Origin of the sequence: Actinoplanes sp. HUAS TT8 (assembly GCF_051380535.1) — a bacterium.
Taxonomy (GTDB): domain Bacteria; phylum Actinomycetota; class Actinomycetes; order Mycobacteriales; family Micromonosporaceae; genus Actinoplanes.
Genome location: NZ_CP195646.1, coordinates 7,933,049 through 7,947,063 on the forward strand (window position 1 = coordinate 7,933,049; position 14,015 = coordinate 7,947,063).

Annotated in this window: 16 protein-coding genes and 1 riboswitch; of the genes, 9 read left to right on the forward strand and 7 right to left on the reverse strand. The window is 70.3% G+C overall.

Annotation, left to right across the window (positions count from 1 at the left end; genetic code table 11):
* Window positions 1-25: 25 nt before the first annotated feature.
* Window positions 26-907, reverse strand: coding sequence for a DMT family transporter (locus ACSHV8_RS35100; protein WP_436522913.1), 882 nt, complete (start codon window positions 905-907; stop codon window positions 26-28).
* Between the two features lie 83 nt (window positions 908-990).
* A complete protein-coding gene (locus tag ACSHV8_RS35105; protein WP_436522915.1) occupies window positions 991-1,191 on the reverse strand; it encodes a hypothetical protein in 201 nt (66 codons plus the stop codon).
* 537 nt (window positions 1,192-1,728) lie between these two features.
* Here ACSHV8_RS35105 and serA point away from each other — a divergent pair.
* Entirely contained in the window at window positions 1,729-2,946 is a 1,218-nt protein-coding gene (gene serA, locus ACSHV8_RS35110; protein ID WP_436522917.1) for a phosphoglycerate dehydrogenase, read from the forward strand.
* A gap of 40 nt (window positions 2,947-2,986) precedes the next feature.
* On the opposite strand, the gene ACSHV8_RS35115 is transcribed toward serA, so the two are convergent.
* Both ACSHV8_RS35115 and ACSHV8_RS35120 read right to left on the reverse strand, forming a co-directional pair.
* Window positions 2,987-4,411 carry a hypothetical protein gene (locus ACSHV8_RS35115; RefSeq protein ID WP_436522919.1) on the reverse strand — a complete coding sequence of 475 codons (1,425 nt, stop codon included), beginning with the start codon at window positions 4,409-4,411 and terminating at the stop codon, window positions 2,987-2,989.
* A gap of 168 nt (window positions 4,412-4,579) precedes the next feature.
* Window positions 4,580-5,239 (reverse strand): response regulator, encoded by a 660-nt coding sequence (locus ACSHV8_RS35120; RefSeq protein ID WP_436522921.1) that lies wholly within the window; start codon window positions 5,237-5,239, stop codon window positions 4,580-4,582.
* Between the two features lie 216 nt (window positions 5,240-5,455).
* Between ACSHV8_RS35120 and ACSHV8_RS35125 the strand changes: the two genes are divergently transcribed.
* The 5 genes from ACSHV8_RS35125 (at window position 5,456) to ACSHV8_RS35145 (ending at window position 9,742) form a co-directional block, all read left to right on the forward strand.
* A complete protein-coding gene (locus ACSHV8_RS35125; RefSeq protein WP_436522922.1) occupies window positions 5,456-5,944 on the forward strand; it encodes an AfsR/SARP family transcriptional regulator in 489 nt (162 codons plus the stop codon).
* Window positions 5,945-6,023: 79 nt separating this feature from the next.
* Complete coding sequence (locus ACSHV8_RS35130) at window positions 6,024-6,623, forward strand: class I SAM-dependent methyltransferase (RefSeq protein ID WP_436522924.1); 600 nt, start codon at window positions 6,024-6,026, stop codon at window positions 6,621-6,623.
* 10 nt (window positions 6,624-6,633) lie between these two features.
* Window positions 6,634-7,206, forward strand: coding sequence for a MarR family winged helix-turn-helix transcriptional regulator (locus ACSHV8_RS35135; protein ID WP_436522926.1), 573 nt, complete (start codon window positions 6,634-6,636; stop codon window positions 7,204-7,206).
* Window positions 7,203-8,900, forward strand: coding sequence for an MDR family MFS transporter (locus tag ACSHV8_RS35140; RefSeq protein WP_436522928.1), 1,698 nt, complete (start codon window positions 7,203-7,205; stop codon window positions 8,898-8,900). Before ACSHV8_RS35135 ends, ACSHV8_RS35140 begins: the two co-directional genes overlap by 4 nt.
* Window positions 8,901-9,439: 539 nt before the next feature.
* On the forward strand, window positions 9,440-9,742 hold the full coding sequence (locus tag ACSHV8_RS35145; RefSeq protein ID WP_203740019.1) for an antibiotic biosynthesis monooxygenase family protein: 303 nt from the start codon (window positions 9,440-9,442) through the stop codon (window positions 9,740-9,742).
* A gap of 126 nt (window positions 9,743-9,868) precedes the next feature.
* Here ACSHV8_RS35145 and ACSHV8_RS35150 read toward each other — a convergent pair whose 3' ends face one another.
* The 3 genes from ACSHV8_RS35150 to ACSHV8_RS35160 all read right to left on the reverse strand — a co-directional run bounded on the left by ACSHV8_RS35150 (window position 9,869) and on the right by ACSHV8_RS35160 (window position 11,821).
* Window positions 9,869-10,708 (reverse strand): ANTAR domain-containing protein, encoded by an 840-nt coding sequence (locus ACSHV8_RS35150; protein ID WP_436522931.1) that lies wholly within the window; start codon window positions 10,706-10,708, stop codon window positions 9,869-9,871.
* A 314-nt stretch (window positions 10,709-11,022) separates the two neighbouring features.
* Window positions 11,023-11,538: a DUF1360 domain-containing protein gene (locus ACSHV8_RS35155; RefSeq protein WP_436522933.1), complete on the reverse strand. Its 516-nt coding sequence runs from the start codon at window positions 11,536-11,538 to the stop codon at window positions 11,023-11,025.
* 31 nt (window positions 11,539-11,569) lie between these two features.
* Window positions 11,570-11,821, reverse strand: a complete 252-nt coding sequence (locus tag ACSHV8_RS35160; protein ID WP_436522935.1) for a DUF6158 family protein — start codon at window positions 11,819-11,821, stop codon at window positions 11,570-11,572.
* A gap of 86 nt (window positions 11,822-11,907) precedes the next feature.
* Between ACSHV8_RS35160 and ACSHV8_RS35165 the strand changes: the two genes are divergently transcribed.
* The 3 genes from ACSHV8_RS35165 (at window position 11,908) to ACSHV8_RS35175 (ending at window position 13,980) form a co-directional block, all read left to right on the forward strand.
* Complete coding sequence (locus ACSHV8_RS35165; protein WP_436522936.1) at window positions 11,908-12,327, forward strand: hypothetical protein; 420 nt, start codon at window positions 11,908-11,910, stop codon at window positions 12,325-12,327.
* A gap of 12 nt (window positions 12,328-12,339) precedes the next feature.
* Window positions 12,340-12,657, forward strand: a complete 318-nt coding sequence (locus ACSHV8_RS35170; RefSeq protein ID WP_436522938.1) for a DUF3817 domain-containing protein — start codon at window positions 12,340-12,342, stop codon at window positions 12,655-12,657.
* Window positions 12,658-12,858: 201 nt separating this feature from the next.
* A riboswitch (cyclic di-AMP (ydaO/yuaA leader) is annotated at window positions 12,859-12,994 on the forward strand.
* 14 nt (window positions 12,995-13,008) lie between these two features.
* Window positions 13,009-13,980, forward strand: a complete 972-nt coding sequence (locus ACSHV8_RS35175; protein WP_436522940.1) for an NlpC/P60 family protein — start codon at window positions 13,009-13,011, stop codon at window positions 13,978-13,980.
* The last annotated feature ends 35 nt before the right edge of the window (window positions 13,981-14,015 follow it).

The following is a 14,015-nucleotide window of genomic DNA, read 5'->3' on the forward strand; positions in this document are numbered from 1 at the left end:
AGCCCGAACCTGAGCCGCGCGCCGATCAGGCAGCGGCGGTGACCGCCTCGCCGGACGGGTCCACGCTGCGCCGCGCCAGCCCGATCACGCCCGCCGCCATCACCAGCGCCGCAAGCCCCGCCCCGGCCGCACCCACCGCCCCGAACCGCACCCCCTCGCCGAAGAAGACCATCCCCGCAACCGCCGCCACCAGCGGATTGGCCACGCTCACGGTGGCCAGTGGCGCGGCCAGCCCAGCACCCCGATAGGACAGCTGCCCCAGCAGGTAGCCACTGGCCGCGAACGCCACAACCATCCCGCCGGCCATCACCGACACCCGGCCCGCCCCGCCACCACCAGCGCCACCACCGAAACCAGCAGCAGCACCGGCACCGGCGGTGAACGCGGCCAGCACCGCCTTGGACAGCACCGACGCGATCCCGAAAGCCACCCCGGACGCCCCGGCCAGCAGCACCGCCCGCATCCGCGGCCCGGACCGCCACGCCCCGGCCGCGCACAGGAACACCACCCCGGCCGTGATCGACGACAGCACCCGGACCGCCCGCTCGGTGAGCAGCGCCGGATCCCCCGAGTCCACCGACAGGGCCAGGACCAGCGCGAGCCCAACTACGGTCAGCGCCGCGTCCCGCCAGGCGGCCGGGGTGACCCGGCTCCGATACCGCACGACGTGGATGGGCAGCGCGAACAGCAACGTCAGCGTGCCGAGCGCCTGCACCACGGCCACGGTCCCGAAGTTGAGCGCGACCACGTGCAGGGCCACCCCGGCCCCGGTGAGCAGCAACGACACCGCCCAGCCGGACCACCCGCGGTGGCCGTGCTCGGCGAGGCGCTCCTGAGCGACGGCCGCCGCCGCATAAGCCGCGGCGGACAGCACCGACAACCCGGCGGCCCACCCCAGTGATCCCATCGGCCCCACCTCGCCGGCGCTCGCGGACGCCTGCCTCGAAAATACCGAGCGAACGGCGCGGGATCACCTGAAAGTGGCACGAACTATTCCGGCGGGCGCGCTCGGGCACGCATCAGCCGGGCCGCGTGCCGCTCGACCAGGCCGTGTGCCCGGCGCTGGGCCGTCGCCCGGCGTTCGGCGGCCGCCGCCTCCCGCCGCCGGCGTGTCACGGCGGCCCGCGCGCGCAGCTCCGCCATCCAGTCTTCGCTGGTCAGATCGGTGTTCTCGATGCCTGATGTGGTCATGCCGAAATCCTGCCGCCGGGGTACGACACTTTCCCGTCCCCGCCGGGGCCGGCCCGCGATCCTGGCACACAAACCGACAAAAGCCCCATCCAGCCGCCGGGAAATCCGTTTCCCCCGCCCGGCCGCGCTGCCACGATCCGCGGTGAGGCGTTGCAAAGTAGAACGCTGCAAGGAAGGCCGTGTTGCATAGGAGGCGCCACCAAAAAAGCAAACCCAAAAGCAAGAAGCGAGGCAGACGGGCGGCCCACCGGAGACAACCGGACGCCCACCCGGAGAACACAGATCACGGCACCGGAAGCCCCGAAAACCCCCTGAACCACCCGAACCACCCGACCCGTAATCCAGCACGAGACCGCAACACACCGGAAACACCCCCGCGAGGCCCCGGCACCCGACCGACTGTTGGGACCTCACCCACACCGCACCGGTCCGCACCACCGAGGGGACTACCCTTGACGCCCTGTGAACTGGGCTTCGGTGCGGTGGCCCGGGCGGCCCGATCTAGGCCCGGCGGCCTACCGAAACATGGAACGGAAGATGATGATCGATCAGGCCAAGGTGCGAGTCCTGCTTTTGGAGAGCATCCACCCGGATGCGGTGTCGCGGCTCGAGGAGGACGGCTTCGCGGTCGAGTCCGTGTCCAGCGCGCTGGACGAGGCCGAGCTGATCGAGCGCATCTCCGGCGTGCACCTGCTGGGCATCCGCTCGAAGACGAAGGTCACGGCGAAGGTGCTGGAGGCGGCCGACAGCCTGGTGGCGATCGGCGCGTTCTGCATCGGCACCGACCAGATCGACCTGGCCACGGCCTCGTCGTCGGGTGTCGCGGTCTTCAACGCCCCGTTCTCCAACACCCGTTCGGTGGTGGAGCTGGCGATCGCCGAGATCATCGCGATGACCCGCCGGCTCACCGAGAAGAACGCGCTGATGCATCAGGGCGTGTGGGACAAGTCGGCCGACGGCGCGCACGAGATCCGCGGCCGCCGTCTCGGCATCATCGGGTACGGCAACATCGGCACCCAGCTGTCGGTCCTGGCCGAGAACCTGGGCATGTCGGTCTCGTTCTTCGACACCGCCGACAAGCTGGCGCTGAGCAACGCGCACCGCACGGCCAGCCTGGACGAGCTGCTGGAGACGAGCGACATCGTCACCCTGCACGTGGACGGCCGCCCGGGTAATGCCGGTTTCTTCGGCGCCGAGCAGTTCGCCCGGATGCGTCCGGGCAGCCTGTTCCTGAACCTGTCCCGCGGCATCGTGGTCGACCACCTGGCCCTGCGGGACGCGTTGAAGAGCGGTCACCTGGCCGGCGCCGCGGTCGACGTCTTCCCGACCGAGCCGAAGGGCCGGGGCGACGAGTTCCTCTCCGAGCTGCGCGGTCTGCCGAATGTGATTCTCACCCCGCACATCGGTGGTTCGACCGAGGAGGCGCAGTCGGACATCGGCGGCTTCGTGGCGACCAAGCTGGCCAAGTTCCTCGTCGACGGCAACACCACGCTGAGCGTGAACCTGCCCGGCGTGGTGCTGCCCGAGCAGCCCGGCCTGCACCGGATCGTGCACGTGCACGTCAACACCCCGGGTGTGCTGGCCCAGGTCAACCGCATCCTGGCCGAGCACAACGTGAACGTCGAGGGTCAGCTCCTGAGCACCCGCGGGGAGTACGGCTACCTGATCACCGATATCGGCAAGGGCTACAGCGACTCGGTGCTGGAGCAGTTGCGCTCCATGGAGCAGACGGTCCGCCTGCGCGTCCTGTCCTGACGACCGGCGACCCGGGTCTCCTCGACGGAGGAGGCCCGGGTCAGCCCGCCTCGACGCTCAGCAGCGTGATCTTCGACGCGGCCTCGACGTCGTACCGTCCGTTGGTGTTCCAGTCCTTGGGCGTCAGCGTCGACCCGGCCGCCACGTTCTTGAGGGTCCGCGATCCGGCCGTCACGGTCGTCGCGCCGCCGCCGACCTTGACCCGGATCGGGTTCCCGGCCGGCGCGCGCAGGGTCAGTTCGTCCACCCCGCCGGTGATCTTCACCGGCACGGTGGAGGACGCCTTGGACAGGTCGAGCACGGCCCGCCGGGTCCCGCCGACCACCTCGATGCCGTCGACCAGCCCGTCGCCGAGATCCACGTCACTTTCCGCGGCGTATCCGGAGAATCGCAGCGTCCATCGCACGCGCGCGGCCAGTACCACTTCCACGTCGCCGTCGGCGCCGGCGCCGTTCCGGTTGAGCTGCAGCCGGACCCCGGCCTCGGAGAGTTGCGGGCTGGGTCGCAGCGACGAGTCGTCCGGGGTGCTGATCCGGAACAGGTCGTCGCCGATGTCGGCGATCGACACCCGGATGCGGTCGCTGGCCGCCAGCATCTCGAACGATGCCTTGGTCCGGCCGTTGAGCGGGGCGGTGACCAGCCGGGAGTCGCTGATGCCGGGTTTGGCGCCGATGTTCAGCATCTCGTTGATCTTCGAGTCCGGCCCGGAGTAGAAGACGACTCCGGTGACGGCGATCACCAGGACGGCGATCGTGCCGAGCAGGGCCATGCCGGCGGTCACCACCCGGGATCGCCGCCGCACGAGGGGCACCACCCGCACCGGCGGCGTGCCGGGAGCGGCCGGGGCGGCACGCGGGACGTCGAGCGTGTCGGCCCAGGTCGTGCCCTCCCAGGAGGGGAATCCGCCGTCCATTCCGGACGCCGGCCGGGCCGGCGCCTCCGGCGCGGCCCAATCCGCTGCCGCCGGCGAGGTCGGCATCGCTTCAGGAGGATTTCGCCGTACGATCGGCAGCCCGCCCGACTCCGATTCCGCCACCGGGAAAGTGCCCGCGTCGTCGCGCCCGCCGAGCGGCCGGTTCCCGCTGATCGGCCCGGCGCTGAACCCGAACGACGCCCGCCCGGGCCCGCCCGGCGACGCGGGTCCGTATTCCGGCGGCGGCACCGGCGCGGCGGCCGGCGGTTCGTAGGAGTGCGCCCCGGAGGAGGACGCGGGCCGGAACGGCAGCGGGTCGACCGGCGACGGCGCAGGCGGTTCGGCGGGCGCGTCCGGGTCGTCGGCGTCGCCGAACCATCCACCGGCCGGCGGCTCCACCGGGCCCACCGCGGAGTTGCCGGTCGACCCCGGCTGCTGCCGGTAGATCCGGTCCCGTCCGCCCTTCTTGCGCTGCGGCAGCGCGGACGGCGACGACAGCTCGGAGGAGGCCGACGATCCCGATAAGGATGACGAGGACGACGAAGCCGACAAAGGTGACGATGACGGCGCTGGAGCTCCCGACTCCGGCGTCACGCCATCCATGACGATTCGGTCCACGGCCGATGTCCTCTCCCCTGCAGCGCCGTCACGTGGCGCCCGCAAGAGAACACGGATAGCAGCCGCCGGCGGATCAGTTGATCCGACAAGGAAACCGGGAATTCATCGGAGCTCCGGACGGACCAGTCCGCGCCTGGTCGCGATGGCCACCGCTTCGAGCTGACTGTGCGCGCCGAGCTTGGCCAGAACCGACTTCTGATAGCCCCGGCAGGTGTGCACGCTGATGCCCAGCCGGCGGGCCACCGCGCGAGCGTCCAGACCGGCCGCCATCAATTGCAGCACCTCGTCCTCGCGGGCCGTCAGACCACTCGGAGTCCTGGTCACGGTGGCCGGGCCGGTACTGCGCAACAGCCGGGCCATGATGTCGGTGGAGACGGTCATCCCGCCGCCGTGCGCGGTGCGCAGCGCGTTCAGCACGTCGGCGAGCGCGCCGTTCTTGGAGATGAAACCCGCGGCGCCGATCGCCGTCGCCCGGCCGATCTGCGTCGGGTCCTCCCGCGCAGTGAGGATCACCACACGGGTGTCCGGCTGGCGCACCAGGATCAGCTGAGCGATCGCCAGGCCGTCCGCATCGGACAGGTCGGGATCGAGCAGGATCACGTCCGGTGACAGCTCGGAAGCGAGGTGCAACGCCTCCTGACCGGTGCGCGCGTGGCCCACCCAGAGCAGGTCCGGCTGACCGGCCAGAGCGTGCCCGAGCAGCTCGGCAAAGGTCTGGTGACCGTCGACGACGAGCACTCGGATCGCCTCGTCGTTCCCCATGCGTACACCATCCTCTGTCCAGCGGGCACCCCCGGCAGGGCCCCGCGCAGTCTAAGGACTACCCACCACCGTGCCCGCCCTACCAATAGGCGAGCGTTGTGCCACGGCGACGTCAGGTTGCCATCCGAGCGGTCGTTATAACCAGTCTTTCGGCCGAGGGCACCCCCCGCATTGGGGCTTGCTGGTGCGTCGCGGCTGCGGACACGATTCTGAATCATGTACGACATCCAGCTCTTCGGCCGCATCGAGGTCCGCACCCGTGGCGTTCGCCTCGCGGGCGACGACCTCGGCGGCGACCGCCCGCGCCAGTTGCTGGCCCTTCTGGCGCTGCACGGCGAGCAGTCCCTTGTGGAGCTGTCCGACGTGATCGGCGCCCCGCCCGCCACGGTCAAGGCCGACCTGAAGGTGCTGCGCGACCGGCTGGAGCCGGGCGTCCGCGGCCGTGACTCGGTCGTGGTCGGCAACAGCGGGAGCTACCGGTTGGACACCGAGCGTGTCCGGGTCGACGCGACCACGTTCGACCAGCTGATCGCCGCGGCCCGGGGCCGTTCGCCGGAGCGCGCCGCCCGCCCGCTGACCGCCGCCGCTTTCCTGGCCAATCGCCCGCTGCTGGAGGACGAGGACACCCCCTGGGCGGCCGAGCTGCGGGAGAAGTACACGGCGAAACTGACCACCGCCCGGCCGGCGGTCAACTCCGCCATCTGAGAGAAGCGGCAAAACGCCGTACTGCAGCAAATCGCGAAAACCGGAGGCGCTCAGCGGACCCGGGGCGGAGAATCGCCGCGTGTTCGACGTCCCGATCGCGCTGTTGCCCGTGCCGCTGGCCCCGGAGATCTCGCTCCATCTGGTCGACGCGCCGCTCGGGCTCTTCGACCTGACCGGCGGCGAGTTCCACAGCGACACCCCGCCGCCGTTCTGGGCGTTCGTCTGGGCCGGCGGCCAGGCCCTGGCCCGGTACCTGCTCGATCATCCGGCCGAGGCGGCCGGGCGCCGGGTGCTGGACCTGGCCACGGGCTCCGGGGTCGCCGCGATCGCCGCCGCCCGCGCCGGAGCGGCCGAGGTCGCGGCCGACGACATCGACCCGGCCGCGGTGGCTGCCGCGCGCCGCAACGCCGCGGCCAACGACCTCACGCTGGCCGAGTCCGTGGAGCATCCGGAGCTCGTGCTGGCCGGTGACGTGTATTACAGCCCGACCGTCGCCCCGCAGATCACCACGCAATTGCGCGCGTTCCGCCGAAACGGGGCGTCCGTGCTGGTTGGCGACCCCGGACGGGGGTATTTCCCGGAACGGCTCTTCGAGCTGGTCACCGAATATGTCGTACCGGTGCCGGAGAGTCTGGAGGAGACGGGTGAGCTGCGGACCGGAGTCTGGCGCATGCGATGACCACGGCCGTGTGCTGACCACCGAAATGCGTTCACCACACAACAACTTGTACGCTACACGTATTGTCCCCGGCGCCCATGAGGACGGCAATCACGTGCCCGATGACCAGGAAGCCACGGCCGGAGTTCCACGGCTCTCCGACGAAATCATCCGATTGATCCGGATGGGGCCGCGGTTCAGAGGCATGCTCAAGACCGGGGATCTCGGCGCCGAGTTCTCCGCGTTGATGCTGCTGTTGCCGTTGCGCGCGATGGGCCCGATGCGGGTGACCGACCTCGCCGACCTGAAGCAGGCCGACCCTTCGACGATCAGTCGCCAGGTCGCCCAGCTGGTCAAGGCCGGTCTGGCCCGGCGGGAGGCCGATCCGGCGGACGGCCGGGCCTCCCGGCTGGCGGTGACCGACGCCGGTCACGACGCCTGCGAGCGTCTGGGCGCGGCCCGCATCGCTCTGCTGGAGCGGGCCCTGAGCGACTGGCCGGCCGACCGGGTCGACACTTTCGCCCGACTTTTCGAAGAATTCAATACCTCCGTCGAGGCGCTGCTCCGCACCGACCTCGGCGCACCACCACGGGAGAACGTGTGAGTCACCCCACCCCGGCGGTCGAGAAACCGGCCGCGGAATTCACCCACCGACAGATCCTCACGATCCTCGCCGGCCTGATGATGGGCATGTTCCTGGCCGCGCTGGACCAGACGATCATGGCCACGGCGACCCGGACCATCGCCGACGACCTGAACGGCTTCAACCTGCAGGCCTGGGCCACGACGGCGTTCCTCATCACGTCGACGATCTCGACCCCGCTGTACGGCAAGCTGTCCGACATCTACGGCCGACGGCCGTTCTTCCTGTTCGCCATCGGCATCTTCGTCGTCGGCTCGATGCTCTGCGGCCTGTCCCAGAACATGTACGAGCTGGCCGCGTTCCGCGCGATCCAGGGCATCGGCGCCGGCGGCCTGATGTCGCTGGCCCTGGCCATCATCGGCGACATCGTGCCGCCCCGCGAGCGCGCCAAGTACCAGGGCCTGTTCCTGGCCGTCTTCGGCACCGCGAGCGTGCTCGGCCCGATCCTGGGCGGCTTCTTCGCCGGCGCCGACCGCATCCTCTGGGTCGACGGCTGGCGCTGGGTGTTCTACCTGAACGTGCCGATCGGCATCGCCGCCATGGCCGTCGTCGCGCGCGTGCTGCACCTGCCGCACACCCGGGTCAACCACCGCATCGACTGGCCCGGCGCGGTCGCCCTGATCGTCGGCCTGGTGCCGCTGCTGACCGTCGCCGAGCAGGGCCGCGCCTGGGGCTGGGACTCCGGCCGCTCGATCCTCTGCTACGTGGTCGGCGTCGTCGGCCTGATCGGCTTCGTGCTGGCCGAACGCGCCTACAAGGAAGAGGCGCTGCTGCCGCTGCGCCTGTTCGGCAACCGGACGATCGCGGTCGGCACCGGCGCCAGCACCATCCTGGGCATCGCCATGTTCGGCGGCCTGATGACCGTCCCGCTGTACCTGCAGATCGTCAAGGGTTCCTCGGCCACCGCGGCCGGCCTGCAGATGATCCCGTTCGTGATCGGCATCATGTCCGGCTCGATCATCTCCGGACAGCTGATCTCCCGGACCGGCCGCTACCGGATCTTCCCGATCATCGGCAGCACCCTGATGGTCATCGCCCTGTTCCTGTTCTCGCTGATCGGCGCCGACACCCCGCTCTGGCGGACCATGCTGGTCATGGTGCTGATGGGCCTCGGCCTGGGCGGCAACATGCAGCCGATGATCACCGCCGTGCAGAACGCGGTCTCCCCGCGTGAGATCGGCGTCGCCACCGGCGCGGTCACGTTCTTCCGCTCGATGGGCGGCACGCTCGGCACCGCGGTCTTCCTGTCGGTGCTGTTCAACGTGCTCCCCGGCAAGATCAACGACGCGTACACGGACGCCGCCAAGGACCCGGAATTCCTCAAGGCCGCCTCCGACCCGGGCCAGCAGCAGCTGCTGGCGCAGGCCAAGGGCGGCGGCGGGCTCAGCGACACGTCGTTCATCAACAAGCTGACCGACGTCGTCGCCCACCCGTTCAAGGTCGGCTTCTCGGACAGCGTCCACGTCGTCTACCTGATGGCGTTCTTCATCATGCTCGTCGGCCTGGTCGCGGTCTTCTTCCTGCCGGAGATCCCGCTCTCCATGCGCTCCGCCCAGCAGCAGCGCGCCGACGACGCCGCCAAGGCCGAAAACGCCGCCGACGGCGGCGACAACCACGCGGGGGTCAAGGCCGCCAGCGAGGCTCCCGGTCACTGAAAAAAGACAATTGCGGGGGTACGGGCGCCTGCCCGTACCCCCGTCGTCTCAAGCCCTTCCCGTCCACCCACCCCAAGCCGCCCGCCGCCCGCCCACTCACCCACGCGCCACCCAAGCCGGCGCTGCCACCCCGCACCGCCGACGCCACAGGCCGGCCGCCGACCGTTGCCGCGCCCGCACCGCCGACGCCCCGGGCCGGCCGCCGACCGTTGCCGCCACACGCCGGCCGCCACTTCCCTGCCATCCGCGATTTCTCACCGCCGCACGCCACCGGCCCGACGCCAACGTCAACCACTAGCCGCGCGAGGCGAAACCGCGCGAGGCGCGTGAGCCCGGGGCGACACCGTGCGGTGCGACACCGTGCGGGGCGACACCGTGCGGGGCGAGTGGTCCCCCGGGGCGAAGCCGCGCGAGGCGAGTGCGCGCGAGGCCAAAGCGCAAGGCAAGAGCCCGCAAGGCACGAGCCCGCAAGGCCGAAGCGCGAGGCACGAGCCCGCGAGGCGAAACCGCGCGCCCCGGCCGTCTGGCACAGTGGGTTCATGGCTGTTGTGAAGATCAACGCGATTGAGGTCCCCGAAGGCGCCGGCCCCGAGCTGGAGAAGCGCTTCGCCGCCCGCCACGGCGCGGTCGAGAACGAGCCCGGCTTCCTCGCCTTCGAGCTGCTGCGCCCGGTCGCCGGCGACAACCGCTACTTCGTCTACACGAAGTGGGAGTCCGAGGAGGCCTTCCAGAACTGGTCCCAGGGCAGCGCCAAGGCCGCCCACTCCGGCGAGCGCGCCAAGCCGGTCGCCACCGGCGCCAGCCTCCTGGAGTTCGAGGTCATCCAAGAGGTCACGAAGTAACCCTCCCGAGGCCTCCCCCGAAAAAAATCAGCCCCCACCCTCCCGAGGGGGCAGCCCACGACCATTGTCCCGCCGACGGCCAAGATCATGTGGATGGCCTGTGGACAACCCGCTGGTGTGGATAACCTACGAACTCGTTTGACGGTCCCGGGCCGCTGCGGCGACCAGGCGTTCCGCGACCGTCATCCGGTCCAGGCCGAGCCGCTGGGCCGAGTCGTGCAGGATCCGGTAGGCCTCCTGCACGCCGCAGCCCCGCTGCGCGATGATCACGCCGACCGCCCGGTCGACGGCCGCGCCTTCGGTCAGGGCTTCGCGCCGGTGCAGTTCGCCGAGCAGCACTTCGGCCTGGCCGGCGATGGCCATGGCGGTGAGCAGCAGGTCCGGGCCGGCTTCGCCGCGCCGGCCCAGGCTGATGCTGAGCGCGCCGACCGCGTGCCGCCGGACGTCGAGCGGGACGGCGACGACTGCTCCGATCCCGTCGGCGCGGGCGGCCCGGGCCAGTTCCGGCCAGCGGTCGTCGGCGCCGAGGTCGGCCGATGTGATGAGGGTGCGGGTGCGGGCGGCTTCGAGGCCGGGGCCGTTGCCCTCGGCGTACTGCAAAGTGTCGGAGGTCTCGCCGGCGGTGCCGGCGGCGGCGACGGTGACCGGGCCACCTTCGGTGATCAGGGCGACCGTGCAGCGGACGGTGCCGGGCAGCGCGCCGGCGGCCAGCGCGGCGAGCCGGTCGAGGGCCTGGGCGACCGTGTCGGCGGTCAGGATCCGCACGGTGACCTCGTGCAGCAGCCCGGCCAGTTCGACCGGGTGGGGCCCGTGGACGCCGAGCAGGGCGGCGCTGGTGTGCCGGGGGCGGCCCGCGGCGACGAGCCGGCGGGCCTGGCCGGGGGCGGTCACCCCACCGGAGGTGGTGCGACGGCGGATCCGGGTGCCGCGCTGCGCGGCCGGTACGCGACGTTGCGGTACTGACACCCGACGGATACTGCCATGTCGATCCGGAGACGGCTCGGTTCGGTGCCCCGATCGGGGGGTGTTGTCCGTTTAAACCCGATCGGCGCCTGAATACAGTTTCGGCCCCCGGGAGTTCCCGGGGGCCGAACGAAGTAGATGCCGGTGTGCAGGTCGCCTCGCGGCGAGTGGCTCAGCATGGCTCCAGCCGAACGGTATTCCATGCAGGCGATGGGTGAGGCCCGGGGACACTGGGCACACCGGCATCCGTAGATAACCTTCGGCACCCGCCCCTGATTCCGGCAGTGATTGTGACCTGACTAACAGTCAAACGCTCGTCACTCGGCCTTCTCCTTCGCTATGGAGTAGGCCATCTGCAGGAAGTCCGAGGCGGCGGTGGCGGTCAGCGCGGTGGCCACCAGCCGGGTCAGCCGGGGGGCCAGCACGAGCCCGCCGGTGAGCCCGGTGGCCACCCACGCGGCCAGGCAGAACGGGCAGGTGATGAGTTCGCCGATGCCGTGCTTGAGGCCGCTGCCGGAGTCCCTGACCTCCTCGTTGAGCTCGGCCGCCCCGGCCGGCTCGGTGTAGCGGGTGAACGGCGCCCGCAGCGGGCTGGTCACCGAGTCCTTGGCGATCAGGCGGCTGAGCTTGTGGGTGGCCAGGGAGATCAGCACCACGTCGGCGACGGCCGGGCGTTCGGGGACGGGCCGGCCGGTGAGCCGGGCGGCCGCGGCCAGGCTGGCCGCGAGTGCGCCGAACGCCCCCATCGCGGCCAGGTAGCCGCCGAGCGGCCGGTGGTCGTGGGGCGCGTAGGCGCGGGCCACCGCGGCGGCCTTCTCCTGCAGGGTGGACATGTGTGGGGGGGTCCCTTCGGCGAGGCGAGGGTCAGAACGCCTGGGTGAGCCTTTCCGGGTCGACCTCGCGCCCGGGGAAGCGGGCCATGTACTCGGTCTCCAGTTCCGCGGTGCGCCGGAAGTGGTTCTCCAGCGCCGCGTCCGGCCCGTGGCGCAGCGTCTCCAGCCGGGTTCGATGCAGGCTGGCCAGTTCGCGGAACAGGTCGTCGTCGGCCAGTACCGCGGGGTCGACGCCGGTGCCGAAGTCGGCTGTCGCGCCGGTCGAGGATCGAGCGTCCGCCATGGTGCGCCTCCGCTTGCGATTCGAGGTCCGTGTGTTGACGCTTGCCCGTGCGGGCGATCACCAAACCCGCCGGTAGTCTCGTGGGCATGAAAGGGCTGTGGACTCCGGCGTGGATCGCCCGGCACGTCCTGGCGCTGGTGCTGACCGCGGGTTGTCTGGGGCTCGGGTGGTGGCAGTTCAGCCGGGCGACCGGGGGCAACTCCCTCAGCTGGGGTTACATGTTCGAGTGGCCGGTCTTCGCCGGTTTCGTGGTGTTCATCTGGATCCGGGAGATCCAGCTGTTCCGCCGCAAGTCCGACCCGGCGGGCGAGGAGCCCGCCGTCGAGGAGCCCGTGGTCCACGATCCGCAGGCGCCGGTCACCCTGGGCCGCCCGGTCCGGGTCGCCGTGCGGCCGGCCGCGTCGGCCGAGTCCGACTCCGAGCTTCAGGCCTACAACGACTATCTGGCCTGGCTGGCCGAGCACCCCGGCGCCCGCCCGGCCGATTACCGCACCGCCAAGAAATAAGGAGATCCCCCCGTGCAGGGCGCCCTCACCCGCTATCGGATCATCGCCTGGATCGTCGGCGTGTTCCTGGTCGTTCTCGTGCTGGTCGGCATGCCGCTGAAGTACATCGGCGACAACGACACGGTGGTCGCGGTGATCGGCCCGCTGCACGGCTTCCTCTACATGATCTATCTGCTCCTCACGTTCGACCTGTCGCGCCGGGCGCGCTGGCCGTTCCGCCGGATGATCATCGTGATGCTCGCGGGCACCATTCCGTTCTTCTCGTTCTGGGCCGAGCGCCGGGTCACGCGCCGCTGGGTTCCGAATGCGGAACTCGCCGCCGCCCGCTGAAAAGCTCATCTAAATAACGCTCAGCGCGGGCCGAATGACAGCCGGTTATCGGGATTAAGTTCGCAAGACCGACTATTGCCAAATTTCACTCGGCCAGTACTTGATTTTGTTTTCTACCCCGATAAGTTGATGCGGTTGGTTCGGTCCGCAGCCACAAACCTGCCGTGGCGCCGGCCAACGCCGCCGAATCATGGGCGGCGCTCGGCCCATCCCCCGGGCCGGTGCCGCCGCGAACCGGGGAACCACTTCCTGGGGTGAATCCGCGTTGTGAGCGGTAGGGCCAGTCTTCCGAGCCCGAACCCGTCAGCTAACCCGGTAGGCGGCCAGAAGCGGAAGAAGGGCCCCTGACCAGTGCCACACCCCCGTACCAGGCTCCGGGCGCTGGTGGTCGCGCTGACCGCGTTGGCGATCACCACGTCGGGAGCTACCGCCGCGCACGCGGCCCCGTCCAAGGCCGAGCTGGAGAAGCAGATCACCACCGCTTCCAACAAGCTCGAGGACGTCACCGAGGCATACAACAACAGCAAGATCGCCCTGAAGAAGACCCAGGGCGACATCACCAAGCTGAACGCCTCGCTGAAGCCCGCCCAGGCGGCGCTCACCCAGGCCTCCGCCCGCATGCAGAAGATCGCCACCTCGTCGTACATGACGGGACCGGTCGGGCCGGCGGAGATCCTGCTCAGCAGCAACCAGAAGGATCTCCTGCAGCGGATGAGCTACCTCGAGCAGCTCAGCCGGTCGAACCAGCAGGACATCGACGCCTTCACCGAGACCACGCAGACCTTCACGGACCGGCAGACGGCTCTCAAGACGCAGCAGACCAAGCAGACGCTGCAGTCCAAGGAGCTGGACGCCCAGACCACGAAGATCAAGAAGGACCTCAAGAAGCTGTACGACATGCGTGAGGACCTCTACGGCAGCGCCACCGAGAACTCGGGGTCCTACACCGGTCCCATCCCCACCATCTCGGGTGACGCCGGTGTCGCGGTGACCTTCGCGTTCAAGCAGATCGGCAAGCCGTACGGTTTCGGCGACGCCGGCCCGAACTCGTACGACTGCTCGGGTCTGACCATGGCCGCGTGGGCCAAGGCCGGCCACACGCTGCCGCACAGCGCCGCGCAGCAGAAGAACAAACCGTACGCCCAGTTCTTCACCGACAAGAGCAAGCTCCAGCCCGGTGACCTGGTGTACTACCGCAGCGGCGGGCACGTGGCGATCTACGTCGGCGACGGCATGATCATCGACGCGCCGTCGGCCGGGCGGGACGTCCTGCATCGCAGCATCAACATCATGACCCCGGACGGATACGGCCGGGTTCTGTAACACCGCGGACAAGCAGAAGGCCGGTGCCCCTCGGG